Here is a 25978-nt window from a genome sequence, read left to right as displayed (position 1 = left end):
CTGCGCCGTGTCCGACGCCATCGCTGATCTCATAAATCAGCCAAGGTTTTCGAGAAGGCCGCGCCCCCAAAGCGCGGCCTTCTCGCTTTTCGGCCTGCCCTTTCCCAACACCGACCCCAGAGGAGATCGACATGACCAACGCTACCCCTCCGTTCGATGCGCTGATGGACATCACCGCTCGCCCCGAGGTCGTGTTCGTGCGCGGCGCCGGCTCGTATTTGTGGGACAGCAACCGCAACCGCTATCTCGACTTCGTGCAGGGCTGGGCCGTGAACCCTCTCGGCCACTCGCCGGTCATCGTGGCCGACGCGCTGGCCGCGCAGGCCAGACGACTGCTGACGCCAAGCCCGGCGTTCTACAACGAGCAGAGCCTGAAACTGGCAAAGTTGCTGGTCGACACGAGCTGCTTCGACCAGGTGTTCTTTGCCAATTCGGGCGCGGAGGCCAATGAAGGCGCGATCAAGCTCGCGCGCAAATATGGCACGAAGTACAAGAATGGCGCCCACGAGATCATCACCTTCGAAGGCGGCTTCCACGGCCGCACGCTCGCGACCATGTCGGCCTCGGGCAAGAAGGCGTTCGAGCCCCTGTTCGAGCCGAAGGTCTCGGGCTTCCGCAAGGCCCGGCTGAACGACATCGAGTCGGTGCGAAAGTTGATCTCGTCGTCGACGGTCGCGGTCATGCTGGAGCCGATCCAGGGCGAGGCCGGCGTCTGGCCCGCGACGGATGAGTTTTTGAAGGAGTTGCGGGCGCTGACCCAGCAGCGCGGCCTGCTGCTCATTGTCGACGAGATCCAGACCGGCATCGGCCGGACCGGAAAGCTGTTCGGCTATCAGCACGCCGGGATCGAGCCCGACATCATGACGCTCGGCAAGGGCATCGGCGGCGGCGTGCCGCTCGCGGCCCTGCTCGCGACCGAGCATGCCTCGTGCTTCGATCACGGCGATCAGGGCGGCACCTTCAACGGCAATCCACTGATGTGCGCCGCGGGGCTTGTCGTGCTCGATCAGATCGGAAAGCCCGATTTCCTGAAATCGGTCGTCGATGCCGGCCTTTTGCTCGAGCGCGAATTGCAGCGGCTGTCGTCGCGGCACGGTCTCGGCGAGATCAGGGGCCGCGGCCTCCTGCTGGCGCTCGACCTCAAGATGCCGATCGGCGCCGCCGTGGTTGCCGAGGCGTTCGCGGCCGGCGTGCTGATCAACTCGCCGCAGCCGGACACGCTGCGCTTCATGCCGGCGCTCAACGTGACGCGAGAGGAGATTTCCCTGGTCATCGACTGCCTGGATACGGTGCTGACCAAGGTCGGCGCTGCGCGCCGGGTGGCGTAGTCGCCACCACCCCGTCATTCCGGGGCGATGCGCAGCATCGAACCCGGAATCTCGAGATTCCGGGTTCACGCTTCGCGTGCCCCGGAATGACGATCTACTTACGGCCGCAGGATCGCTGCTCCGGTGGTCGCCCTGCTCTCCAGGTCGATATGCGCCTTGGCGGCATCCTTGAGCGCATAGGCGTGGTTGATCGGCACGTGCAGTTTGCCGTTGATCACGGCGGCGAACAGCGTGTCGGCGCCTTCGAGCAATTCCTTGCGGGTGCCGACATAGTCGTTGAGCTTGGGCCGCGTCGCGAACAGCGATCCGTGGTTGTTGAGCTCGGCGAGTGGGAACGGCGGCACCGGACCCGACGCGTTGCCGAAGGAGACGAACAGGCCGCGCGGCCTGAGGCAGGACAGCGATCCCGGGAACGTGGTCTTGCCGACGCCGTCATAGACGACGTCGCAGAGCTCGCCGCGGCTGATCTGCTTGACGCGTTCGACGAAGTTCTCCTCGTTGTAGAGAATGACGTGATCGCAGCCATTGGCGAGCGCGAGATCGGCCTTCGCCTTCGAGCCGACGGTGCCGATGACATGGGCGCCGAGCGCCCGCGCCCATTGGCAGGCGAGCAGCCCGATGCCGCCCGCCGCGGCGTGGATCAGCACGCGATGGCCCTGCTCGACCTTGAAGGTCTTGTGCAGAAGGTACCAGACCGTGAGTCCCTTCAGCATCAGCACGGCGCCCTGCTCGTAGGTGATGTGGTCGGGCAGTTTGACGAGCTTGTCGGCCGGGATGACGCGCTCGGACGCGTAGCCGCCGAGATTGTAGTAATAGGCGACGCGGTCGCCGGGGTGGAAATTGGTCACCCCCGGACCCACGGCCAACACCTCGCCTGCGGCCTCATTGCCGGCGATGAACGGCAGGCCGGGCGCCTTGTAGAGGCCGGTGCGGAAATAGACGTCGATGAAATTCAGACCGACCGCATGCTGGCGGATCCGGACCTCGCCGGTCCCCGGCGCGCCCACCTCGACGTCCTCATAGGTCAGGACTTCCGGTCCCCCCACCTGGTGCACGCGCACAGCCTTGGTCATGTCGTCGCTCCCCTCAGATATCAGCGTCAAGCGAGCGAATGCCATCGCGGCCGGCTTGTCAACCAAGCGGGCCGGAACCGGCCCCGGCATGATCCGGAAAAGCGCGAAGCGGTTTCCCTGCGCGACAAACGCGCAGCGTTGGCGCGGAGACAAAGCCCATTAGCGCGCCGGCCTCTTGCGGTTGCGCTTGGCCATGACGTTGAACGCCTCGACGGCGGCCGAGAAGGCAATCGCGAAATAGATGTAGCCGCGCGGAATGTGGAATTTGAATCCGTCGGCCACCAGCGCCACGCCGATCAGCACCAGGAAGGCCAGCGCCAGCATCTTGGTGGTCGGATGCTCCGCGACAAAACGTGCCACCGGTCCCGACGAGATGTACATGATGGCGCAGGCGATCACCACCGCCGCGACCATGATCTCGATGTCCTGCGCCATGCCGATCGCGGTGATGATCGAATCCAGCGAGAACACCAGGTCGATGATGATGATCTGCACGATCACCCAGAAGAACGCGCTGGCGCTCGGCCTGTCGTCGGCTTCCGCCTCACGCGACTCGACCTCGCCGTGGATCTCGTGGGTTGCTTTCGCGATCAGGAACAGGCCGCCGCCGATCAGGATGATGTCGCGCCACGACAGCTCGACGTCCCGGACTGATATCACCGGCTGGGTCAGCCCGATCAGCCAGACCAGGATCGAGAGCAGCAGAATGCGGAACACCAGCGCCAGCAGCAGGCCGATCTGCCGCGCGCGCTTGGCCTGTGCGGGCGGGATCCGCGACACGATCACCGACAGGAAAATCACGTTGTCGATGCCGAGCACGATCTCGAGCGCAGTCAGGGTCAACAGCGCCGCCCAGGCTTCCGGGCTGGTGATCAATTGCATCATGCTCTGAAGGCTTTCATCCGGCGGATCACGGTATCGCTGCCGATGATGTAGGCGGCGATGGCGCAGAGCCCGAAGGTAATCGGAGCTCCGACCACGAAGTCGTTGGCAAGCGTGTACATGCCGAGCAGCGCCCATGCGGCGAGCAGCCACAGCGTCAGCCAGCGCAGCCGCACCACACGCAGCGGGTGCAGCACGTGGAACGGCGCGAAGGTCAGCGCGATCAGGGCCGCGACCACGATCGTCGACAGCACCGGCGGCAGGTGCAGCAGGAACAGATAGAACGCCGCCGCATTCCACAGCGCCGGGAAGCCGCGGAAATGGTTGTCATCGGCCTTCATGCGGCGGTCGGCGAAATACAGCGCGCTGGAGACCACGATGCCGATGCCGAGGATCGGCGCGGCCAGCGGCAGCAGCATGCCGCTCGCGGTGATCGCATAGGCCGGCACGAACACATAGGTGACGAAATCAACCACCAGGTCGAGCACCTCGCCCGACCAGTTCGGCTGTAGCCGCACCACGTCGAGCCGGCGCGCCAGCGGGCCGTCGATCCCGTCGATGATCAGCGCGACCCCGAGCCAGGCGAACATGTTGGCCCAGTGCTCGCGCACCGCCTCCAGCATCGCCAGCAGCGCCACTCCGGCACCGAGCGCCGTGAAAATATGAACGGAGAATGCGGCGGTCCGCATCCGTTCTGGCAACGCATCAGGCTGGCTCGAATGCTCCATCGGCCGAAGTGCTATCAGGAATCGGACCGGTTTGCATATGCGGTCTTGCGGCGTTCCGCCGCGCAAAGCTTTGGAAACTCTTGGTGGTTAGCGATGGCTTGAAAATCGGGCCAAGCATGTCAAATGTCCTGATATGACCGACAGCTCGCTGGATTATGACGTTATCGTAATAGGCGGCGGTCCGGCCGGATTGACGGCTGCGATTGCCCTTGCCGACGCCGGTGCACGGACCGCGCTGCTGGCTCGCCGCGCACCCTATGCCGACAACCGGACCACCGCGCTGCTCGGTGCGTCGACCGATATCCTGGACCGGCTGGACGTCTGGCGGCGCTGCAGCGACCGAGCGGCGGCGCTCAAGACCATGCGCCTCGTCGACGACACCGGCCGCCTGATCCGTGCGCCCGAGGTGCGCTTCTCATCCGACGAGATCGGCCGCGAGCAATTCGGCTTCAACATCGACAACCGCTCGCTGGTCGCCGCGCTCGAGGACCGCGCCGGTGAAATATCCGCGCTGACGCGGTTCGACGATGAAGCCGCCTCGGTGCGGCCGGACGATGCCGCGGTCACCGTGGTGACGCGGCAGGGCCAGTCGCTTCAGGCCCGGCTCGTGGTCGGTGCAGACGGGCGCAATTCATTGTCCCGCGAGGCCGCCGGCATCGAGGTGACGAGCCGCGATCTCGGGCAGTCCGCCCTCACCTTCAACATCACCCATACCCGCCCGCACAACAACATCTCGACCGAGTTCCACACCGAGCACGGCCCCTGCGTGTTCGTGCCGCTCAGCGGCGTCAGAAGCAGCGTGGTCTGGGTCTCGGCGCCCAAGGAGGCCGAGCGGCTGATGGCGCTCGGCGACGACGAATTGTCCCTCGCCGCCGAGCGGCAATCGCATTCGATCCTCGGCCGCGTCGCGGTCGAGGGTGGCCGTCACGTGTTTCCGCTCGCGATCGAGCGGCCGCGGCAATTCGCCAAGGACCGGATCGCGCTGGTCGGGGAATCCGCCCATGTGCTGCCGCCGATCGGCGCGCAGGGTCTCAATATGGGACTGCGCGATGCCGCTGATATCGCCGAGATCACGGGCCAGGCGATCGGTCGCGGCGAAGATCCCGGCGCGCCCAATGTGCTGTCGCGCTACCAGGCGGCGCGACGGCCCGATGTCGCCAGCCGGACTTGGGCGATCGACATCGCCAACCGGTCGCTGCTGAGCGATTTCCTCGGCATGCAGACGGCGCGTGCTGCCGGCCTGCATCTGCTCGGCGCATTCGGCCCGTTGCGGCGGCTAGCGATGCGCGAGGGCCTCGCGCCGTCGTGGCGGCGGTGAGAACGGCGTACGTTAGGGAAACACCAGCCGTCCGCTCTGGATGAACCACATCACGCTGGTCAGCGTGACCACCGAGGCGAAGGTGCCGATCAGCACCGCGACCGAGGCCGGCTCGATCCAGGTGTCGTTCTGCCGTGCGATCACGAACACGTTGAGCGCCGGCGGCAGCGAAGCCATCAGCACCGCTGTCGCAGCCCAAGGCTGCGCGAACGGGCCGAACAGCAGCATCAGGCCGAACGCCAGCAGCGGATGGATCAAAAGCTTGATCGCAACCACGCCCGGGACCTCCCACGGCACCCGCTCGAACGGCCGCAGCGCCACCGTGATGCCGAGCACGAACAGCGCCGTCGGCGCGGCGGCGTTTTCCAGGAACTGGATGGTGCGATCGAGCGCGACCGGGATCGGAATGTGAAACGCCGCAACCAGCGCCCCGAACACGGCCGACATGATCAGCGGGTTCTGCACGATCTGCCGCAGCACCACGCCAAGTGCGTGCAGCAGCGAGGGATGGTCGCGGTCGGTGAGCTCGATCAGCAGCGGCACGATCGAGAACAGGAAGATGCTGTCGCAGCAGAAGATCAGCGCGGTCGGCGCCGCCGCCTTGGCACCGAGCACGGCGAGCGCGAGGCCAGGACCCATATAGCCGATATTGCCGTAGGCGCCCGACAGGCCGGCCAGCGTCGCCTCGCGCAGCGTGAGCCCGCCGATCACCTTGCCCGCGACCATCGCCAGGAAGAACGCGAGCACGGTTCCGAGCGTGGTGGCGATCAGGAATGGCGGGTTGTTCAGCTCCGCAAACGGCGTCTTGGACATGATCCCGAACAGCAGCGCCGGCAACGAAACGTAAAGCAGGAAGAAATTCATCCAGGCGAGCCCGCTCTCGGGCAAACCCTTGGCCTTGCCGCACGCGTAACCGATGAAGATCAAGCCGAAATACGGCAACGCCAGATTGAGGATATCGATCATTCTGAAAGTAGTTTCTCGGCCGGATTTCGGGTCGTTTTTGCAGGGCTGGAATCGGTAAAGCGCGGGTTAATTCGGACCTTAGCCCCTAGCATCGGCCACAATGTTGGTCTATCGACGAGCCATGATCAAAGCGCGCACCGCCAAGTTTCAGATCGGGCAGATCGTCCGTCACCGGGTGTTCTCCTTCCGGGGCGTGATTTTTGATATCGACCCGGAGTTCAACAACACCGAGGAATGGTGGCTGTCGATCCCCGAGGACATGCGGCCCCACAAGGACCAGCCGTTCTACCATCTGCTCGCGGAAAACTCGGAGACCGAGTACGTCGCCTATGTCTCGGAGCAGAACCTCTTGCCCGACGAGTCGGGCGAGCCGATCCGGCATTCGCAGGTGGCGGAGATCTTCATCAAGGACAAATCGGGCGGCTACCGTCCGCGCAACCCGTCGCTGAACTGAGGTTCGGCGGCTGTCCCGCGACTGCCACGGCATTCGCGCTGCCACGCTCACACCCCCTCGCGCCTGGCCAAGACAACCGCGATCGCCCAGACCACAAATCCCGCCAGCGCCAGCCCCGCGCCGACGAGGCCGGTCGACGTCCAGCCATAACCCGCGGCAACCGCCATTCCGCCGAGCCACGGCCCCAGCGCATTGGCGACGTTGAAGGCGGAGTGGTTGAGCGCGGCGGCGAGGCTCTGTGCCTCGCCCGCGACGTCCATCAACCGGGTCTGCAACACGGTGGCGAGCGCCCCGCCCAGCCCGATCAGGAACACATCGGCGGTCAGCGTCCAGAAATTTCCTGCCGCCAGCGGATAGAGCGCGAGCGTCGCCGCCGACCACAGCAGGAGCCCGCCTGCGGTTGCCATCAGCGCGCGGTCGGCAAAGCGCGGCACGATGATGTTGCCGGCGGTAAGGCCGGCGCCGAACACGCACAGCGTGACCGGCACCAGCGCGGGCGAGGTGTGGGTTACCGCCAGCATGGTCGACGCCAGATAAGTGTAGACCGAGAACAGCCCGCCGAAACCGATGGCGCCGATCGCCAGCGTCAGCCAGACATGCTTGCGCCCGAGTGCCGACAGTTCACGCAGCGGGCTCGCCTTGCTGTTGGCGGCATCACGCGGGGCGAAGATCAGCACCAGGATCGCGGTCAAGAGCGCGAGGCCGGCAACGATCGCGAAGGCCCAGCGCCAGCCGATTGCCTGCCCGACCCCGTTGGCGAGCGGAACGCCGATCGTCGTCGCGATGGTGAGCCCCAGCAGCACGCGGCCGACCGCCGCCGTGCGCTTGTCGATCGGGACCAGCGAGGCTGCGACCAGCATGGCGATGCCGAAATAGGCGCCGTGCGGCAGCCCCGCCATGAAGCGCAGCGCCAGCATGGTGTGATAATCGGGCGCGAGCCCCGAAAGGCCGTTCATCAGCGCGAAGAAGCCCATCAACGCGATCAGCAGCGTCCGCCGCGTCATGCGCGCCGACAGCACCGCGATGACCGGCGCGCCGACGACAACGCCGAGCGCGTAGGCGCTGATCGCGTGGCCGGCCTGGGGCTCGCTGACGTGCAGATCGTGGGCGAAGAACGGCAAGAGGCTCATGGTCGCGAATTCGGCGATGCCGATCGCAAAGCCGCCCATCGCCAGCGCGAGATGGACGATGCCGGGATGAAAGTTACCGGGGGCGTTATCCTGGCTGACGCGAATAGCTGCATCGGCCGAAGGGCGGCCGGTCGGCCGTTCCGGAGGCCGGGAGCGCGGTTCGCGCCGCTGCGTGCTGACTTGCTGGGACACTGCGCGACTTCCATGACTGCGAACGGCGGCCAGGATTCGCGGAAGAACCACGCGCACATTTGCGCATCGAAGGCGCTGTCCGCGCTTTCGTCTGGCCTCCCGTATCGGATTTATGATTGTGCTTCGACGCCGGACTTGTCCGGACGAGGCACGAACGATGCGCGCTCATCGCGCGACGCAATCGAAGCACCCTTCGATGACCATCGCACACGATCTGCGCGATCACCAGCGCAGCAGGCTGCCAGCAGCCAGTCTGTTTCGCATGACAAAAAAGGCGCCCTTCCGGGCGCCTTTTGATCGCGATGATCTCGCGTTTTCTTGAACGCGAGATTGAAGTGGTTACTTGGCCGCCGGGTTGGCCGGCGCCGGAGCCTGCGCAGAGCCACCGCCCGCGCCTTCCAGCTTCTTGCGCTGCTCTTCGGCGCGCTTCTGCAACTCTTCCTGCAGCTTCTTCGAGTTTTCCTCGAACACCTTCGGATCGGTCGGCGGGCCGTCATAGGCCTTGGCGAATTCGGTGTTGAGCGGCAGCGGCAGCGTCAGCGGCGCGCCGTTGGAATTAATCGCCTGGACCACGAGGTTCTGGCCCTTCTTCATGTTGGCGATCAGCTCGGGCGTTGCTTCATAGTCGGACATGCAGCCGTTCTGGAAGCAGATCACATAGGGCGCCTGCTGCGGCGGGTTGCCGTCGACGATGATGCGGGTGCCGTGCACGAGCTGCATGCCGAGCGGCAGCGTGACGCGCAGGATCTTCTTCGGTTCGCCTTCCGGCTCGATGATCACGGCGGCGATCACCGGCTGGCCGGACTCGATGCGGCCGTCCTTGCCGGTGAAGCAGACCTGCTTGGCGTTGGCTTCCTGGCCCTTCAGGCAGAACTTGGTCCAGGGGGCGTAGATCAGCTGGATCTGCTGATCCTGCGCCGGCGGCTGGGCGGCCGCAGCGGGCGGCTGGCCGGCGGCCGGTGCCTGGGCTGCTGGTGCCTGGGCTGCCGGAGCCTTCGGAGCTGCCTTGGGTGCCGCCTTGGGCGCAGCCTTCGGTGCCGCAGGCGCCGGCGCTGCCGGCTGCTGGGCCCGAGCGGCAGGAACCAGGAGCGCTGCAGAGAATGCCGTCGCCGCCATCAGGGCAACAATTCGCCCATGCGGCCGGACCGGGGCGGCCAAGATACGGAAATTCATTGCGGAAAACCCTTTCTGAACGGAAGCCCGAAACCGCTGCAGGCGCCGACACATAGCCGTTTGGGCGGCTGTCTCCTAGTCAATTGAGGCGGATACGTGACAGGCGTTCCCGCCTTCGAATTGCACGCCTTCAATACAGCGGCGCGCGGAAAGATCAATGCCGACAAGCGTATTTGCGCCCATCTCGCGGCGAGTTTCAGCGGCCTGTGATAAACCTCCGGACGTGACGTTTCGCGAATCAAATCCGGCGCCTCACGCACGTGTTCCCGGGCACACTTGGCGCGCCGCATTGGCCGCGATCTGGCTGGCCTTGGGGGTCCTGGTTTTGGGATTCCTGACGAGCGGGCTGGCCCCTGCGGCGGCCGCCGAGAGCCACGCGATCGCGATGCATGGCGCGCCCGCGCTGCCGCCCGACTTTACCCACCTGCCCTATGCCAATCCCGACGCTCCCAAGGGCGGCCGCCTGATCCAGGGCGTGATCGGCACCTTCGACAGCCTCAATCCCCTGATCATCAGGGGCGTCCCCGCGCAGCAGGTCAGGGGTTACGGCTATGAGCGCGGTTATGTCTACGAAAGCCTGATGGCGCGGGGCAATAACGAGCCATTCACGCTGTACGGCCTGCTCGCGCGCAGCGTCGAGACCGACGACGCCAGAAGCCATGTGACGTTCCGCATCGATCCCCGCGCCCGCTTCTCGGATGGCCGGCCGGTACTGGCCGACGACGTGCTGTTCTCGCTGGCGCTGCTGCGCGACCACGGCCGTCCGATGCACCGTCAGTATTATTCGAAAGTCGCAAAGGCCGAGGCGCTCGACCCGCTCACGGTCCGGTTCGATTTCGGCGGCGTGGCGGATCGCGAATTGCCGCTGATCCTCGGTCTGATGCCGATCCTGCCGCGGCACGCCATCGACCCGGACAAATTCGAGGAAACAACCTTGGCCCCGCCGATCGGGTCCGGCCCCTACCGCGTGACGGCAGTCAAGCCCGGCGCCAGCGTCACCTTCACGCGCGATCCGGATTATTGGGGCCGCGACCTGCCCATCAATCGCGGCCTCTGGAACTTCGACGAGATCAGACTCGATTACTACCGCGAGGCCAACGGCATGTTCGAGGCCTTCAAGCGCGGCTTGTATGATTTCCGGACCGAGACCGAGCCGCTGCGCTGGCACGACGGCTACGACTTCCCGGCGGCGCGCAACGGCGAGGTGATCCGCGACACCATCAAGATCGGCACGCCGCGGCCGTCCGAATTTCTGGTGTTCAACAGCCGGCGGCCGAAATTCGCCGACCTGCGGGTGCGTCAGGCACTGGCGATGCTGTTCGATTTCGAATGGGTCAACCGCAACTATTATTTCGGACTGTTCTCGCGCGCCGGCGGTTTCTTCGCCGGATCGGATCTGTCCGCCTATGGCCGTCCCGCCGACGATCGCGAGCGCGAGCTGCTCAAGCCATACCTGTCGCACATCCAGCCCGACATCCTCGACGGCCGCTATCGTCTGCCGGTCACCGACGGGTCGGGACGCGACCGCAGCCTTCTGCGCAGTGCGCTCGCGCTGCTCGCCGAGGCGGGCTACGCGCTCGACGGCACCGTCCTGAAGCAGCGGTCGACAGGGACGCCGCTGCGCATCGAGATCCTGGTCACGACGCGCGAGCATGAGCGGATCGCCCTCGCCTATCAGCGTGACCTGAAGCGGGCCGGCATCGAAGCCACGGTGAGGGTGGTCGACGCGGTGCAGTTCGAGCAGCGCCGGGTCGGCTATGACTTCGACATGATCCCCATCCGCTGGGACCAGTCGCTGTCGCCGGGCAACGAGCAGTGGTTTTACTGGGGCAGCCAGGCCGCCGATGTGCCGGGCACAAGGAACTACATGGGCGCCAAGGATCCCGCCATCGACGCTATGATCGCGGCGCTGCTCGCGGCGCGCGAGCGGCCGGCCTTCGTCTCGGCGGTGCGGGCGCTGGACCGGGCCCTGATGTCGGGCTTCTACGCTATCCCCCTATTTAACTTGGGAGAGCAATGGATCGCGCGCTGGAATCGGATAGAACGGCCTTCGACCACGGCGTTGACGGGCTACCTGCCGGAGACCTGGTGGCAGAAGCCCGGCACGCAATCCAGATGATTTGCCGGGTGATGCGACCCGACGCGGCATGATCTGGTCCGACCGAAGCGATGCAACCGACGTTGAACCCGTGAACCAGTCGATCACCTCGCCAACGCTCGATACCCTGTTCAAGCGCACTTTGGCGCGGCAGCCCGAGGCGCTGGCGCTGGTCGACCCGCTCAACAAGCAGCGCATCACCGGACAGACCCGCAAGCGCCTGACCTATGCCCAAGCCGACCGCGCGATCTCGGCGATCGCCGCCCACTTCGTCCAGAGCGGATTGCCGGCCAACACGGTGATCGCCGTGCAGCTGCCCGGCACGGTTGAATTCGCCCTCACGGTCCTCGCCGCGCATCGGGTCGGCCTGGTGGTGGTGCCGCTGCCGCTGCTGTGGCGGCAGGCCGAGCTGACGTCCGTGCTCAACCGCACCGCGGCGCGGGCGATCGTCAGCTGCGGCCGGATCGACGGCGTCTCCTATGCCGACATCGCCATGAACGCCGCGGCGGAAGCCTTCTCGATCCGCCATGTCTGCGGCTTCGGCACCGATCTGCCCGAAGGCATGGCCTCGCTCGACCAGGCGATCCTGGAGGACTCCCGGGCCTCGCGCCCGATGATCCAGGACGGCCGCAAGCCGGCGCTGATCTCCTTCGACGTCACCAGCGAAGGTTTTCGTCCGGTGCCGCGGGCGCATTTCGGCCTGATTGCCGGCGGGCTCGCGATGTCGCTGGAGAGCGATCTGCCGCCAGGCGCCACCATCATGTCGGCGTTCGCGCCGATGTCGTTCGCCGGCATCTGCGCGTCGCTGGTGACCTGGCTGCTGTCGGGCGGAACGCTGGTGCTGCACCACCCGTTCGACGAGGAAGCGTTCGAGACCCAGTTCAACGATCACACCTGCAACACGCTGATCGCACCGGCGCAGCTCGCGCTGCGGCTCGACGAGCGCGGCCTGTCGGAGCGCCTGCCCAGCCTGCGCAACGTGATCGGCCTCTGGCGTACGCCGGAGCAAGTCGCCTCCAGTGCGCACTGGACCTCGCGGCCGGTGACCATGACCGACGTCTATCTGTTCGGCGAGGCCGGGCTGTTCGGCGCCCGCCGCACCGCTGAGGACGGATCGCCGGCCCTGATCAAGCCGGGGTCGCACAGTGCGCCGCGCGAAGCGCCCGGCGCATCGATCGCCGGCGAGATCCTGCTGACGCCGAAGGGCACGCTCGGCCTGCGCGGCCCGATGGTACCGGTCGCCGCTTATGCGCCGGCGCCTCCGCCCGGCGACAGCCTGATTGCGCCGCCGCCGCGCGATTTCGTCGACACCGAATATGCCGCGCGGGTCGATCGCGCGACCGGGGCCATCAACATCACCGCGCCGCCGTCGGGGGTGATGACGGTCGGCGGCTACCGCTTCCTCGCCCAGGAGCTGCAGGAGTGGTCGCGCCGCCTCGGCCAGGGCGCGCTGTTGACCGCATTGCCGGACCGTCTCAGCGGCCACCGGCTGGCCGGACGGGCGCAGGACAATGCGCGCGCCCGCGACGCCCTCACAGAACTTGGGCTTAACCCCTTGATGGTCGAAGCATTTCGCGACCGTGGTGGCGCCGGACTGAGTTAAAATCTTATCATTGCGTTAGTCTTATCATTGTGTTGACGCCGCATTAAGCCATGCGAACTAGCATCGCAGCCGTTTGCTGATCTTAAGCATTGGTTTCGAGCGTTCGAATGTCCCAACAAGGTCCGGTCCTCATCGTATCGGCGTCGACAAAGCCGTCGTTCGCCGCAGTCCTCGATGAGACGAAACTGTTCCCGGTCGTGGTCAGCGACTGGAACGAGGCCGGACGGGCCATCGAGCAGGTTAAGCCGGCAGCGATCATCGCGGCCGCCGAGGGCGTCGACTTCGTCACCCTGTCGGGTCTCGCCAAACGCGCCGCCGCCCGCGCGCCGTATCTGCCGTTGATCGCGGTCGATCCTGCGACCACCCTGCCCGACACCGTGATCGCATTCTTCCAGAACAAGGGTTTGCCGGATCGGCTGGTCGCCCGGCTCAATGCGTCCTTACGCGTTCGCGGCCTGCATGCCACCGTGATGCGCCGCCTGGTGCCGCCGGTACCGATCGCCCTGTCTGACATCGATCCGATCGGAGAGGCCACCGCGCTGTTGATCGGCCGCGGCGGCGCCTACCCGACGCTGTCGGTCGCGCTCGGCGAACGCGCCGGCGTGGTCGGCGCGCTCAGCATCGAGGCCGCCGCCAAGCATCTCAGTAGCCGCGACATCGACGGCATCGTGCTGGCGGAAGGCTTCACGCCGCGGGTGATGGATGCGTTCCTGACCGTGCTGACCGAGGATGTCCGCTTCCGCCCGTTGCCCGTGATCGTCGCCTCGGGCGAGATGACGCCGCGATACGAGCTGCCCAATCTCGAGATTGTCACGGCCGGGCCGACCCGCATCGCCGACATGGCGCTGCCGATGATCCGCCAGCACGCCTTCGAGGCGCGGCTCGGCCGCATGCTGAAGGCGATCGACGCCAAGGGCCTGATCGATGCCCGCACCGGCCTGCTCACCAAGGTCGCGTTCGAGCGCGACTTCGCAACCGCCGTCTACCAGACCGCCGAGCGCGGCGGCGCGCTCTCGGTGGCGCGCTTCACCTTCGACGACGCGCAACCGCGCGCGCAATTCGACGGCGCACGGATCATCAGCCGGCTGATGCGCCGGGCCGATTTCGGCGCGGTGCATGACGACCGCTCGCTGGTCGTGGCATTCGCCGGCACCGACCTGCGCAACGCGCAAGCGATCACGCGGCGTCTGGCGAGCGTGATGCGGCACACCCAGAACGGGCGCCGCGATGCCCGCTCCGAGCCCGCCGTCAGCGTCGCAACGCTGATGCCGGGCGATTCCGCGCTATCGCTGCTGGGGCGTTTGTTCGGGACGCCGGAGCGCGCAGCGTCGTAAGGCCCGCGGATTTTAGGGCACGGTCATCGCCGGCGCAGCATGACCCATCAAGCCGCTGCGATTTCAGTCCGGCAACAGCCCCATGCCCGCGGCAAGCAGCACGAGAGCCTCCATGATCATATGGGCGCAGAGCTGGGCGGCCATCCCCTGAACGTCCTGTGGCGGGCTGACCGTGTTGAAATCCATCGCGACGATATTCAAGCCTGAAAGGCTGCGCAGCAATTCGATCCCCTCGCGGGCCGACAGGCCTCCCCAGGCGGGCGTGCAGACGCCGGGAGCAACCGATGGATCGAACACATCCATGTCCCAGCACAGATAGACCGGCCGCGCGCCGACCACCTGGCTGAATTCCGCAACGGTCTGCGCGAAACCGCGCCGCATCAACTCCTCGATCGTGACGACGCGAAATCCGAGCGACCGCGTATGTTCGAGCACACCCGGGCAATAAGTGAAGCCGCGCACGCCGATGTGCCAGGATCGGCCGGCGTTCACCACGCCCTCTTGCGCCGCGTTAGTGAACTGCGTGGCCGCATTGTACCGATCGTCCGGCGTATACGGATATGCATCGGTATGGCTGTCGATATGCAGTGCGACGAGATCCTTGTGATACCGGGCGGCGGCCCGCATCAGCGGAAGCGAGACCGAACCGTCGCCGCCGATCCCGACCGGCACCGCGCCAAGCTCGAGAATCTGGCCGGCGGCAGCCTCGATCTTGACAAAGGCGTCTTCGATGCGTCCCGGCACCAAGGCAACATCGCCGGCATCGACCGCCCCCAGCAATGACAGCACATCGACGTCGGCGAGCGACGGATGATAGCGGCGAATGAGCCGCGACTCCCGCCGGACCTCCAGGGGACCTTGCCGGGCGCCGACGCGGAACGGATGCGTGCCGCAATCGAACGGCACGCCGAGCACGGCAGCGCGGCTGCCCGGCCGCGGTAACCCCGCCGGCAATCCCATGAATGTTTCCGGACCCACGAAACCCGCCACGTCGCTCATTCTCTGTTCTCTCTTGTCAGCATGTCGAAGGCGGTCAGCGCGTGCACGCGCGACACCGTCGCCAGTTCGGCGATGTCAGCGTACTCGTCCGGCGCGCCCATGTTGTGAGGTGTCGGTCCATAGACGACCGTCGGGATTCCGGCCATGCGAAACCAGCGCGCATCGGAGCCGCCGACGCGCATATTGATCGCCGGCGCCCTGCCGATGATGTCCGTCGCCGCAGTTGCGCAGCGCGTGACGATCTCGTCACCGGGATCGGTGTGATTGGGTTCGAAGCAGCGCAACACGCGCCATGTGATGCCGGGCAGATCGAGCACCTCTCGCAACAGCCCGAGAACAGCTTCCGACGTGACGCCGACCGGCAGACGCAGGTCGATGGCCGCTCGCGCCTGGCTCGGCACCAGGTTCGGTGACGAACCGCCACTCACCGTTCCGATGTTGACCGTGACGCTCGACAGGACGTCGGCTTCGCCGGCGCCGCACAACGGTTCGGAGACAGGCCTTGCGCGGCGGATGGCGTCGGCGACATTGACCGGCATCGCAACGGCCAGGCTGCGCAGCTCACTCACTCTGTCCAGCGCTTCGCGCAAGCGATCGATCGCATTGATGCCGAGATGGACATGCGCGCCGTGCGCCGCGCTGCCCTCCGCCTCGATCTCGATCCAGAGGAATCCCTTCTCGCCGAAGCGCAGCACCATCGGCGAACCGGCGTCGCCAATGATCACGGCGTCGCCGCTGGCATGGGAGACCTGGTCGAGCAGGTATTTGGTCCCGTACGGACCCATGCTTTCCTCGTCGCCGGCGAGCGTCAGCACCACCTCTCCCGCCCATGCCTCGCGCTGCTCGGCCAGTGCGGCCATCGCGGCCATCGATGCCGCAATGCCGCCCTTCATGTCGGCCGCGCCGCGGCCGTAAAGGCGGCCGCCCACGACCTCTCCGTCGGGATTGACCGACCAGCTCATCCGCTCGCCCAACGGATAGGTGTCGAGATGGCCGTTGAACACGATGCGGCGGCCGGGGGCATGGCCTTTGATCCGCGCGACGACGTTGACGATCTCGGCTGTCCCCGGATGCAGCTCAACCGCAACGCCCGGCACATGCGCCCTGAGAAGATCGGCCGCCAGCGCCGCCACGGCGCGCGTGTCGCCGTCCGGATTTGGCGACGGCACTCCGATCAGCCGCATCGCGAGCTCGACGACCTGGCTGGTCCGATCGCTCGAAACCGCGCGGCGAACTTGATCAACGTCGTGCAAGGCGCGCTTCCCATATGCGGATTGAGTGGGTGAGCGGCCAGCAGATCGCGAAATACACCACCGCGATGAAGGTGAATATTTCCAGCGGCCTGAACGTCGACGACGACAACTCCATCCCGCGCCGCGTGACCTCGCCGACCGACACCACGGACGCAAGCGAGGAATATTTGATGAGCTGGACGAAATTGGCCGCCAGCGGCGGCAGCACGCTGCGAATCGCCTGCGGGCCAACGATCCGCACAAAGCTCTGCGCGGGCGTCAGGCCGAGCACCTGCGCCGCTTCGCGGTGCCCGACCGGAACGGTCTGGATGCCCGCCCTGAAGACCTCGGAGATGAACACCGCCGAATAGAGCGAGAGACCGAGAATCGACGCGGCCAGCGCATCGATCCTCACATTGAAGACGATCGGCAGCACGTAATAGACCCATAGCAGTTGCACGAGGATTGGCGTATTGCGGACGATTTCGCCGACCGAAAGCGCGATGATGCGTGCCAAGCGGAAACGGGACATCTGCATGATCGCGATGACAAGCCCCAACAGGGTCGCCACCACGAGCGTCACAATTGAAATGAAAAGGGTCATTTCCATGCCGGAGGCAAGAAAACCCAGGTTGTTCGGGATGACGTCCCAGCGAAAGCTGTAGCTTTGCATCTGATGTCTCAGGGCGCGACGATCGGTCCGAGCTTGTTCTTCTCGGCGGCGGCCTTGAGCCGGCCGTCGAGCTTGATGGTGCGAACGAACAGGTTCACGTAGTTCAGCCAGATCTGGTCGCCCTGATTCATGACGTAAGCGTAGGGCGTCACGGACAGGTTTTCCGGCGGCGCCACCGTCGTGGTCCAGTCGAACTGGGCATTCATTTTGATCGAGGCCGGATAATCGGTCATGACGACGTCGACGCGTTGCGCCATCAGCTCAGCCGGGGTCGTGGCCGGAGGTGCAACCGCGACGGTCTTGGCGTTCTTGAAGTAAGACCGCATGAAGTTCTCGACATAGCTGCCGAGCGAGACGCCGGCGTTGACGCCCGGCTTGTCGATATCCGCCCAGGATGTGATCGGGCCGCCCTTGCGCACGACGGCATAGACACCGCTCGTCAGATACGGGTCCGAGAACGCGACGGCCTGCGCACGCTTCATCGTCGCCCCGACGCCGAACATGCCGAGATCGCATTTGTTGGCCTGCAGGTCGGCGATGAAACTGCCAAAGCTGGTCTCGACATAGTCCAGCTTCACGCCCATGTCCTTTGCCAGCTCCTTGGAGAGGTCGATGTCGATCCCCTCGAGCTGTCCGCTATCCGGATTGCGGAAAGAAATCGAGTAGTACATGGGCCATATGCAGACCCTGAGTACCCCGCTCTTGGTGATCTCGTAGAGGCGCGATTGCGTCTGCTGGGCAGCCGCCGGCGTCATCGAGAGAAAGAGCGCGCAAACGAAGGCAAGTCGGCGCAGATTTGGCATGAGCTTCAATCTCCTGTCATGCAGTGATCACTCGTCAAACTGATTGAGAAAGCGCTTGGCGCGCTCGGTCGTCGGCCGTTCGAAAAAGGCGGCGGGCGTGCCGTGCTCGACGATCATCCCCTCGTCCATGAACACGACATGGCTCGCCACGCGCCGGGCGAAGCCCATCTCGTGCGTCACCACGAGCATCGTCATGCCTTCGAGCGCGAGCGTGCGCATGACCTGCAGCACCTCGCGGCGAAGTTCGGGGTCGAGAGCCGACGTCGGCTCGTCGAACAGGAGTATCTTCGGCTGCATGGCAAGCGCCCGGGCGATCGCGACGCGTTGTTGCTGGCCTCCGGACAGCCTGGCCGGATAGGCATCGCGCTTCGCCTCCATGCCGACCTTCTGAAGCAGCCGTTCGGCCGTGACGACCGCCTCATCCCGGGTGACGCCGCGCACGCGCATCGGGGCCTCGATGATATTTCCCAGCACCGTCATGTGCGGCCACAGATTGAACTGCTGGAACACCATTCCGATTTCCGGCCGCACCTTGCGGGCAGCGAGCCGCACATCCGACGATGGCCGGGCCTGCGAGACCGTCGCCCCCTCCATCACGACGCGCCCGTCGGAAGGAGCTTCCAGCAGCGCCATGCATCGCAGAAGTGTCGTCTTGCCGGAGCCGCTTGGACCGATGATGCAGGTCGACTGCCCGGTGCCCAGCGCAAGGTCGACGCCGTTCAGAACGGTGTGGACGCCGAAGCGTTTGACCACCGCCTCGGCGGCCAGGACCGACGCGGCACATGATGCGTGGCTGGTGTTCATCCCCGCAAGACCCTCCAGACGAGTTCATCCCGAAACATAAGCAAATATAATGCCAATGCTCGTCACGCTCAGGATTACGGTAACATTATCTGGAATTTCGCCGGCGTGATGTGCGAAAATTCCTTGTATTATTGGCGTTTCCCTCCATGCTCATACCACGAGCAGCATCGAAACGATATATAGATATTGGTTATGGATCGGCGTCTTGTTGAGATTTTCCATGCTGTTATGCAGCATCGATCGGCAACCGAGGCCGCGCGCGCACTCGGCATATCGCAGCCGGCTGTGAGTACGGCCTTGAAACGGCTGGAGGCGGATGTCGGGTTTGCGCTGTTTCGCCGGGAGAGCCGCCATATCGTGCCTACGCCGGAGGCGCATCTGCTGCACAATGAAGCGATCCGGGCGCTCGCCGGGTTTGCCGAGCTGGAGGACGCCGCTGCCGGAATCTCCGCAGGCAAGCGCGGCGTTCTGACGATCGCGAGTCCGGGACCTGGGATAGTCTGGCTTCCGGGCGTCGTCAGCCGCTTCCAGCGCGAGCGCCCGTCAACAACGATCAGGCTCCTGACCCGAAGCTCCGAGAATGTCCGGAGCCTGGTCTCGGCGCGTGCATTCGACTTCGGAGTCGCCGAGCCACCGTTCGACCGCACCAATGTCGTGTTGCGGCGCTACCGGATGTCGCTCGACTGCGTGATGCCTGCAACGCATGCACTGGCTGACCGGAAAGTCGTCACCCCCGATCTTCTCGAACGACATGATCTGATCATCACCTCGCAGAGCCGATCGACCTATGCCGCGGTATCGCGCGCCTTCGAAACCAGCGGTACGCCGTTTCATCCGGCGATCGAGTGTGAATTCTTTGCCGTCGCGCTCAACCTCGTCATCGATGGCGCGGGTGTCTGCCTCGTCGACGCGCTCAGCGCGTCCGAAACGCTCAGGCGAACCAGCGGAGCGAGCGCGCTCGTCGTCCGCCCCTTCGCGCCGGCGATCCACTACGAGGTCGGAGTCCTCAAGCCGACGATCGGCGAACTCAGCGTTCTCGCCGAGCAGTTCCTGAAACTGCTCGACGACCACGTTGCGCCATATTTGATCCGATCCTGAGCGGGGCTTGCGTCGGACCGCGTGTCAAGCCGCCTTCTTGCTCTCGGCGAGATTGGCGAGCTGGCGCAGGATCTCGGTGGTGCCGGCGAGCCGCTCTTCCGGCGTGTCCCACTCCTGGAAGAACACCACCTTCATGTCGGGCCGCACCTTGGCGGCCTGGCCGTGCTGGCGAATGAAGCTCACCAGCCGCTCCGGATGCGCGAAGCTGTTGTCGCGGAATGCGATCACGGCGCCCTTCGGGCCGGCATCGACCTTCCCGACATTGGCCCTTCGGCAATAGGCCTTGATCGCCGCGACCTTGAACAGATAGCGCACCTCGTCCGGCAGCACGCCGAAGCGGTCGCGCATCTCGGCGGCGAAGGCGTCAATGTCCTCGTCGGTGTCGAGATCGGCGAGCCGGCGATACAGCGACAGCCGCACGCTGAGGTCGTTGACATAGTCCTCGGGGATCAGGACCGGCATGCCGATCGTGATCTGCGGCGACCAGCGGTCGGCGGCCGGCTCGGCGACGCCGGCCTTGAGGTTGACGATCGCCTCCTCCAGCATCGACTGGTACAGCTCGAAGCCGACTTCCTTGATGTGGCCGGACTGCTCTTCGCCGAGCAGATTGCCGGCGCCGCGGATGTCGAGGTCGTGCGAGGCGAGCTGGAAGCCGGCGCCCAGCGTCTCCAGCGATTGCAGCACCTTGAGCCGGCGCTCCGCCTGCGCGGTGATCTTCTGCTGCGCCGGCAGCGTGAACAGCGCATAGGCGCGCAGCTTGGAGCGGCCCACGCGGCCGCGCAGCTGATAGAGCTGGGCAAGGCCGAACATGTCGGCGCGGTGCACGATCAGCGTGTTGGCGTTCGGGATGTCGAGACCGGACTCGACGATCGTGGTCGAGAGCAGGATGTCGTACTTGCCGTCGTAGAACGCGGACATGATGTCCTCGATCACGGTCGGCGGCATCTGGCCGTGGGCGACCGCGACCTTCATCTCCGGCACGTTCTTGTCGAGGAAGTCCTTGACGCCGGCGAGGTCCTCGATCCGCGGCACGACATAGAACGCCTGTCCGCCGCGGTAGCGTTCGCGCAGCAGCGCCTCGCGGATCATCAGGGGATCGTGCGGCGCGACGAAGGTGCGCACCGCAAGGCGATCGACCGGCGGCGAGGCAATGATCGAGAGCTCGCGGACGCCGGTCAGCGCCAGTTGCAGCGTGCGCGGAATCGGGGTTGCCGACAGCGTCAGCACATGGACCTGGGCGCGCAGCTGCTTCAGCCGCTCCTTGTGGCTGACGCCGAAATGCTGCTCCTCGTCGACGATCAACAGGCCAAGATCCCTAAACTTGATCGCCTTGCCGAGCAGCGCGTGGGTGCCGACCACGATGTCGACATTGCCGTCGGTGAGCCCCTTCTTGACCTGGTTGAGCTCCTTGGTCGACACCAGCCGCGACGCCTGCGCGACATTGACTGGGAAACCTTTGAAGCGCTCCGTGAAGGTCCGCGAGTGCTGGCGCGCCAACAGCGTGGTCGGCACCACGACCGCGACCTGCCTGCCCTCCAGCGCCACCGCGAACGCCGCGCGCAGCGCCACCTCGGTCTTGCCGAAGCCGACGTCGCCGCAGATCAGCCGGTCCATCGGGCGGCCGATTTCGAGATCCTTCAAGGTCGAGGTGATGGCCCCGAGCTGATCCTCGGTCTCCTCATAGGGGAAGCGCGCGCAGAACTCGTCATAGACGTGCGGCTGCAGCGGGAATTTCGGCGCCTCGTGCAGCTGCCGCTCGGCCGCGATCTTGATCAACTCGCCCGCGATCTCGCGGATGCGGTTCTTCAGCTTCGCCTTGCGCGCCTGCCACCCGCCGCCACCAAGACGATCGAGCTCGACATTGGCGCTGTCGGAGCCGTAGCGCGACAACAGCTCGATGTTCTCGACCGGCAGGAACAGCTTTGTCTCGGCGGCATAATGCAGCTCGAGACAGTCATGCGGCGCGCCGGAGACTTCCAGCGTCTGCAGGCCGACGAAGCGGCCGATGCCGTGCTCGACATGGACCACGAGATCGCCGGTCGCAAGGCTTGTCACCTCCGAGATGAAATTGTCGAGCTTGCGGCTCGCCTTGCGCGGCCGCACCAGGCGGTCGCCGAGAATGTCCTGCTCGCTGATGACGGCGAACTCGTCGGTCTCGAAGCCGGCTTCCATGCCGAGCACGGCCAGCATGGTCTCGTTGCGCGGCGTCGCCTGCACGATCCGCCAGGTGTTGACGCTGGTCGTGTTCAGGAGCTTGTGGTCGCGCAGCATCGCGCCCATGCGGTCGCGCGAGCCCTCGCTCCACAGCGCGATCACCACCTTCTTGCGCTGCGACTGCAGCGCGCCGACATGGCCGACCACGGCCTCGAACACGTTGACGTTGCTGTCGGCGCGTTCGGGAGCGAAATTGCGGCCCTGCCGCGCGCCGGCGTCGAACACGTCGGGCGAGCCTTCCGGCACCGCGAACGGCGTCAGCCGCGCCAGCGGCGCATCGCCGAGCAGCTTGGTCCATTCGGCCTCGGTCAGATAGAGTTGGTCCGGCGGCAGCGGCTTGTAGATCGCGCCGCTACCCGGATGCTCCAGCGCCTCGCGCCGCGCGTCGAAGTAATCAACGATCTGCGAGAAGCGCTCGCGCGCGGCGTCCTCGCCCTGCGGCTCGATCGCGATCGTTGCGCCGTCGAGATAATCGAACAGCGTGTCCATCCGTTCCTGGAACAGCGGCAGCCAATGCTCCATGCCGGGATGACGCCGTCCCTCGGAGACGGCTTCATAGAGCCGGTCGTCGCGTTCCGGCGCGCCGAACGCGGCGACATAGCCCATGCGGAAACGCCGGATGGTCTCGGTGGTGAGCTGGAATTCGGAGACCGGCACGAGATCGAGCCCGCGCATGTCGAGCAGCGTGCGCTGGGTCTCGGCATCGAAGGTGCGGATCGATTCCAGGCTGTCGCCGAAGAAGTCGAAGCGCACCGGCTGGTCGAGGCCGGCCGGAAACAGATCGAGGATGCCGCCGCGCACGGCATATTCGCCGGGTTCGCGCACCGTGGACGAACGGGTGTAGCCGTTGTGCTCGAGCCAGGCCACGACCGAATCCATCGGCACCACATTGCCGGGCGCAACCGACAGCGCTTGCGCCGCGACCTGATCGCGCGCCGGCACCCGCTGCACGGCCGCGTTCACTGTCGTGAGCACGATCAGCGGTTTGTCGCTGCCGACCAGCCGCGACAGTTTTGCCAATGCGGTCAGGCGTTGCGCCAAAATGCCGGAATGCGGCGAGACGCGGTCATAGGGCTGGCAGTCCCAGGCCGGAACCTGCATCACGGCGATGTCGGGCGCGAAGAACTCCAGCGCGCGGGCGAGCTGCTGCATCCGCGCGCCGTCGCGGCACACCACGGCAAGGCTCACAGCCGGACGCTTCGGCTGCGCCGCGATGGCGCGCGCCAGATCGGAGATGACGAGCCCCTCGGCGCCCTCGGCGACGTTGGCGATGGTCAGCACCCGGCCGGGCGCGAGCATCGCGGCCGGTGATTTCATGGACTGTTTCATGCGCTGGGATCCGCGACCCGAAACGCCTTGATGCGGGCAAACAGCGCGGTCGCGTACTCTGCGGGAAGCACCTTGTCGCCGGTCAGCGCCGCATAGAGGTCGGGATCCGGCACCTCGATCAGATGCTCGAGCTCGCCGAGCTCGTGGTCGGACAGTTCGCCAATGGTCGCGTCGGCGAAGCGGCCGAGGATCAGGTCCATCTCCCGGGTGCCGCGGTGCCAGCAGCGAAACAAAAGCCGCTTGCGGCGGTCATCGAGCCCGCTGCTCGATCGTGTCGATCCCGTCATGTCCCAAAATCCATCCAACGCCAAAAGCCCGGACGTGCCGGGCGGGCTTGATATAGCCATGGCAAGGGCCGATGTCAGCCCTCATTCGCCGCGCTTTGGGGTTTCCTTGCGCGCATGCCGTGAGTCGTGTGTAAAGGCACCGATGCGCCCAGCCCTGCTCAATCCGCTGTTTGCCCAGGTCACGACCCTGCAAGGGGTCGGCCCGAAGCAGGACAAGCTGCTGCGCTATCTGCTCGACCGCAGCGAGACGCCGCGGCTGGTCGACCTGCTGCTGCATCTGCCGGCGAGCGTGATCGACCGCCGCGCCCGGCCGAAGATCCGCGACGCCGCGGTCGGAACCATGGTGACGCTCGAGGTCACCGTCGACCGCCATCGCCCGCCGCCGCCGCGGAATTCGCGCGCGCCCTACCTCGTCTATGCCAGCGACGACACCGGCGACGTCGTGCTGACCTTCTTCCGCGCCCAGCCCGGCTATGTCGAGAAACTGCTGCCGGTCGGCGAGAAGCGCTACGTCTCCGGCACGCTGGCGATGTATGACGGCATCCCGCAGATCGTGCATCCCGATCGCGTCGTCGATGAAGCGGGCTTTGCAAAACTGTCCGGCATCGATCCGGTCTATCCGCTGACCGAGGGGCTTGCGATCGGCTCGCTCCGCCGCGCCATCGCACAGGCGCTGACCAGGCTGCCGGATCTGCCGGAATGGATCAGCCCCGAGGTGCTGCGCCGCTGCAACTTCCCGCCGATCAGGGAGGCGCTGACCCGCGTGCATGTGCCGGTCGAGCTGACCGACATCCTGCCCGACGGCCCGTTCTGGTCGCGCCTCGCGTTCGACGAGTTACTCGCCGGCCAGCTCGCGCTCGCCCTGATCCGCGCCACGCTGCGCCGCCCCGCCGGTGTACGCAACGCCGGCGACGGTCATCTGCGCAGGAAGATCATCGACGCCCTGCCCTATGCGCTGACCAGGTCGCAGCAAGAGGCGGTCGCGGCGATCATCGCGGACCTGCAACAACCGGTGCGAATGTTGCGCCTCGTGCAGGGCGATGTCGGTTCCGGCAAGACCGTGGTGGCGCTGCTGGCAGCCGCTGCGGTTGCGGAAGCCGGCAAGCAGGCCGCGCTGATGGCGCCGACCGAAATCCTGGCGCGCCAGCACATCAAGACCATCGCGCCGCTCGCCGAGAGCGCCGGCATGCGCGTCGCGATCCTCACCGGCCGCGAGAAAGGCAAGGAGCGCCGCGAGCTCCTGGCACAGCTTGAGGCCGGCGAGATCGATCTCCTGGTCGGCACCCACGCGCTGATCCAGGACGATGTGATCTACAAGGCGCTCGCGCTTGCCGTGGTCGACGAGCAGCATCGCTTCGGCGTGCGCGAGCGCCTCGCGCTGACCTCCAAGGGCGAGGCCGTCGACGTGCTGGTGCTGAGCGCCACCCCGATTCCGCGCACGCTGGTGCTGACTTACTTCGGCGACATGGACGTCTCGGAGCTGCGCGAAAAGCCCGCTGGCCGCCAGCCGATCGACACCCGCGCGGTGCCGATGAGCCGGATCGAGGACGTCATGGACGGCGTCGGCCGCGCGCTCGCCGCCGGCAAGCTGGTCTACTGGATCTGCCCGCTGGTCGATGAATCCGAGGCCGAAGGCACCGAGCACCTCACCAACGCGACCGAACGCTTCGAGAGCCTGCAGAAGCGGTTCGGCGATCGCGTCGGCCTCGTGCACGGCCAGATGAAGGGCACCGAGAAGGATCGCGTGATGGCGCAATTCGCCGCGCACGAGATCGGCCTCCTGGTCGCGACCACGGTGGTCGAGGTCGGCGTCGACGTGCCGGCGGCGACCATCATGGTGATCGAGAACGCCGAACGCTTCGGGCTTGCACAACTGCATCAGCTGCGCGGGCGCATCGGCCGCGGCTCGGAAGCCTCGACCTGCCTTTTGCTCTACAAGGAGCCGCTCGGCGAGATGTCGAAGGCGCGGTTGAAAGTGATCCGCGAGACCACGGATGGATTCCGGATCGCCGAGGAGGATCTCAAGCTGCGCGGCGAAGGCGACGTGCTCGGCATCCGCCAGAGCGGCCTGCCCGGCTACCGCATCGCGCGCTCCGAGGTGCACGGCCAGCTCATCACCCAGGCCCGCGACGAGGCGCTGCGGATCATGAAGGACAATCCGAAGCTGAAGGGCGAGCGCGGCGAAGCGCTGCGCGTCCTGCTCTACCTCTATGAACGCGACGAAGCCGTGCCGCTGATCGGGGCTGGGTAGTATGGAGTG

At 66.0% G+C, this 25978-nt stretch carries 22 protein-coding genes; 9 read left to right on the top strand and 13 right to left on the bottom strand.

Annotated elements, in window-relative coordinates; translation table 11 throughout:
• Positions 1-131 precede the first annotated feature (131 nt).
• Positions 132-1328: an acetylornithine transaminase gene (locus AC1VNY_RS11745; RefSeq protein ID WP_482405266.1), complete on the top strand. Its 1197-nt coding sequence runs from the start codon at positions 132-134 to the stop codon at positions 1326-1328.
• A 98-nt stretch (positions 1329-1426) separates the two neighbouring features.
• Here the strand turns inward: AC1VNY_RS11745 and AC1VNY_RS11740 are convergent, their stop codons facing one another.
• From AC1VNY_RS11740 to pcsA, 3 genes are all read right to left on the bottom strand, one after another.
• Complete coding sequence (locus AC1VNY_RS11740; protein WP_026192759.1) at positions 1427-2401, bottom strand: quinone oxidoreductase family protein; 975 nt, start codon at positions 2399-2401, stop codon at positions 1427-1429.
• 159 nt (positions 2402-2560) lie between these two features.
• On the bottom strand, positions 2561-3286 hold the full coding sequence (locus AC1VNY_RS11735) for a TerC family protein (RefSeq protein WP_482405265.1): 726 nt from the start codon (positions 3284-3286) through the stop codon (positions 2561-2563).
• Positions 3283-4011, bottom strand: a complete 729-nt coding sequence (gene pcsA, locus AC1VNY_RS11730; protein WP_461191991.1) for a phosphatidylcholine synthase — start codon at positions 4009-4011, stop codon at positions 3283-3285. Before pcsA ends, AC1VNY_RS11735 begins: the two co-directional genes overlap by 4 nt.
• A 133-nt stretch (positions 4012-4144) precedes the next feature.
• Here pcsA and AC1VNY_RS11725 point away from each other — a divergent pair, with 133 nt between their 5' ends.
• A complete protein-coding gene (locus tag AC1VNY_RS11725) occupies positions 4145-5329 on the top strand; it encodes a UbiH/UbiF family hydroxylase (RefSeq protein WP_482405264.1) in 1185 nt (394 codons plus the stop codon).
• A 12-nt stretch (positions 5330-5341) separates the two neighbouring features.
• On the opposite strand, the gene AC1VNY_RS11720 is transcribed toward AC1VNY_RS11725, so the two are convergent.
• On the bottom strand, positions 5342-6295 hold the full coding sequence (locus AC1VNY_RS11720; protein ID WP_016845765.1) for an AEC family transporter: 954 nt from the start codon (positions 6293-6295) through the stop codon (positions 5342-5344).
• A 121-nt stretch (positions 6296-6416) separates the two neighbouring features.
• Between AC1VNY_RS11720 and hspQ the strand changes: the two genes are divergently transcribed.
• Positions 6417-6749 carry a heat shock protein HspQ gene (gene hspQ, locus AC1VNY_RS11715; RefSeq protein ID WP_021081543.1) on the top strand — a complete coding sequence of 111 codons (333 nt, stop codon included), beginning with the start codon at positions 6417-6419 and terminating at the stop codon, positions 6747-6749.
• Between the two features lie 47 nt (positions 6750-6796).
• Here the strand turns inward: hspQ and AC1VNY_RS11710 are convergent, their stop codons facing one another.
• Positions 6797-8071, bottom strand: a complete 1275-nt coding sequence (locus AC1VNY_RS11710; protein WP_482405263.1) for an MFS transporter — start codon at positions 8069-8071, stop codon at positions 6797-6799.
• Positions 8072-8267: 196 nt separating this feature from the next.
• On the opposite strand from AC1VNY_RS11710, the gene AC1VNY_RS11705 reads away from it, so the two are divergent.
• A complete protein-coding gene (locus tag AC1VNY_RS11705; RefSeq protein ID WP_370195945.1) occupies positions 8268-8393 on the top strand; it encodes a hypothetical protein in 126 nt (41 codons plus the stop codon).
• A 17-nt stretch (positions 8394-8410) separates the two neighbouring features.
• Here AC1VNY_RS11705 and AC1VNY_RS11700 read toward each other — a convergent pair whose 3' ends face one another.
• A complete protein-coding gene (locus tag AC1VNY_RS11700; protein ID WP_482405262.1) occupies positions 8411-9244 on the bottom strand; it encodes an invasion associated locus B family protein in 834 nt (277 codons plus the stop codon).
• A gap of 385 nt (positions 9245-9629) precedes the next feature.
• On the opposite strand from AC1VNY_RS11700, the gene AC1VNY_RS11695 reads away from it, so the two are divergent.
• The 3 genes from AC1VNY_RS11695 (at position 9630) to AC1VNY_RS11685 (ending at position 14279) form a co-directional block, all read left to right on the top strand.
• Positions 9630-11363 carry an extracellular solute-binding protein gene (locus AC1VNY_RS11695; protein ID WP_482405325.1) on the top strand — a complete coding sequence of 578 codons (1734 nt, stop codon included), beginning with the start codon at positions 9630-9632 and terminating at the stop codon, positions 11361-11363.
• Positions 11364-11391: 28 nt separating this feature from the next.
• On the top strand, positions 11392-12945 hold the full coding sequence (locus AC1VNY_RS11690; protein ID WP_482405261.1) for an AMP-binding protein: 1554 nt from the start codon (positions 11392-11394) through the stop codon (positions 12943-12945).
• Positions 12946-13052: 107 nt separating this feature from the next.
• Positions 13053-14279 carry a GGDEF domain-containing protein gene (locus AC1VNY_RS11685; protein ID WP_482405260.1) on the top strand — a complete coding sequence of 409 codons (1227 nt, stop codon included), beginning with the start codon at positions 13053-13055 and terminating at the stop codon, positions 14277-14279.
• Positions 14280-14342: 63 nt separating this feature from the next.
• Here AC1VNY_RS11685 and AC1VNY_RS11680 read toward each other — a convergent pair whose 3' ends face one another.
• The 5 genes from AC1VNY_RS11680 to AC1VNY_RS11660 are packed head-to-tail and all read right to left on the bottom strand — an operon-like array spanning position 14343 to position 18790.
• Complete coding sequence (locus tag AC1VNY_RS11680; protein ID WP_197971312.1) at positions 14343-15278, bottom strand: arginase family protein; 936 nt, start codon at positions 15276-15278, stop codon at positions 14343-14345.
• On the bottom strand, positions 15275-16531 hold the full coding sequence (locus tag AC1VNY_RS11675) for a M20/M25/M40 family metallo-hydrolase (protein WP_482405259.1): 1257 nt from the start codon (positions 16529-16531) through the stop codon (positions 15275-15277). Before AC1VNY_RS11675 ends, AC1VNY_RS11680 begins: the two co-directional genes overlap by 4 nt.
• On the bottom strand, positions 16518-17183 hold the full coding sequence (locus AC1VNY_RS11670; protein WP_283061502.1) for an amino acid ABC transporter permease: 666 nt from the start codon (positions 17181-17183) through the stop codon (positions 16518-16520). The genes AC1VNY_RS11675 and AC1VNY_RS11670 overlap by 14 nt, the downstream gene beginning before the upstream one ends.
• An 8-nt stretch (positions 17184-17191) precedes the next feature.
• Positions 17192-17986 carry an ABC transporter substrate-binding protein gene (locus tag AC1VNY_RS11665; protein WP_304495366.1) on the bottom strand — a complete coding sequence of 265 codons (795 nt, stop codon included), beginning with the start codon at positions 17984-17986 and terminating at the stop codon, positions 17192-17194.
• A 27-nt stretch (positions 17987-18013) separates the two neighbouring features.
• Complete coding sequence (locus AC1VNY_RS11660; RefSeq protein ID WP_482405258.1) at positions 18014-18790, bottom strand: amino acid ABC transporter ATP-binding protein; 777 nt, start codon at positions 18788-18790, stop codon at positions 18014-18016.
• Between the two features lie 192 nt (positions 18791-18982).
• Here AC1VNY_RS11660 and AC1VNY_RS11655 point away from each other — a divergent pair, with 192 nt between their 5' ends.
• A complete protein-coding gene (locus tag AC1VNY_RS11655; protein ID WP_482405257.1) occupies positions 18983-19888 on the top strand; it encodes a LysR family transcriptional regulator in 906 nt (301 codons plus the stop codon).
• Positions 19889-19912: 24 nt separating this feature from the next.
• Here AC1VNY_RS11655 and mfd read toward each other — a convergent pair whose 3' ends face one another.
• Together mfd and AC1VNY_RS11645 are read right to left on the bottom strand one after the other, a co-directional pair.
• On the bottom strand, positions 19913-23431 hold the full coding sequence (gene mfd / locus AC1VNY_RS11650) for a transcription-repair coupling factor (protein WP_482405256.1): 3519 nt from the start codon (positions 23429-23431) through the stop codon (positions 19913-19915).
• Positions 23428-23718: an FAD assembly factor SdhE gene (locus AC1VNY_RS11645; protein WP_028332052.1), complete on the bottom strand. Its 291-nt coding sequence runs from the start codon at positions 23716-23718 to the stop codon at positions 23428-23430. Before AC1VNY_RS11645 ends, mfd begins: the two co-directional genes overlap by 4 nt.
• Positions 23719-23860: 142 nt before the next feature.
• Between AC1VNY_RS11645 and recG the strand changes: the two genes are divergently transcribed.
• Positions 23861-25969, top strand: coding sequence for an ATP-dependent DNA helicase RecG (gene recG, locus AC1VNY_RS11640; RefSeq protein ID WP_482405255.1), 2109 nt, complete (start codon positions 23861-23863; stop codon positions 25967-25969).
• The last annotated feature ends 9 nt before the right edge of the window (positions 25970-25978 follow it).

The organism is Bradyrhizobium ferriligni (assembly GCF_056837965.1).
The sequence above is the reverse complement of the archived record's forward strand: the minus strand, read 5'-3'. Positions and strand labels throughout refer to the sequence as shown.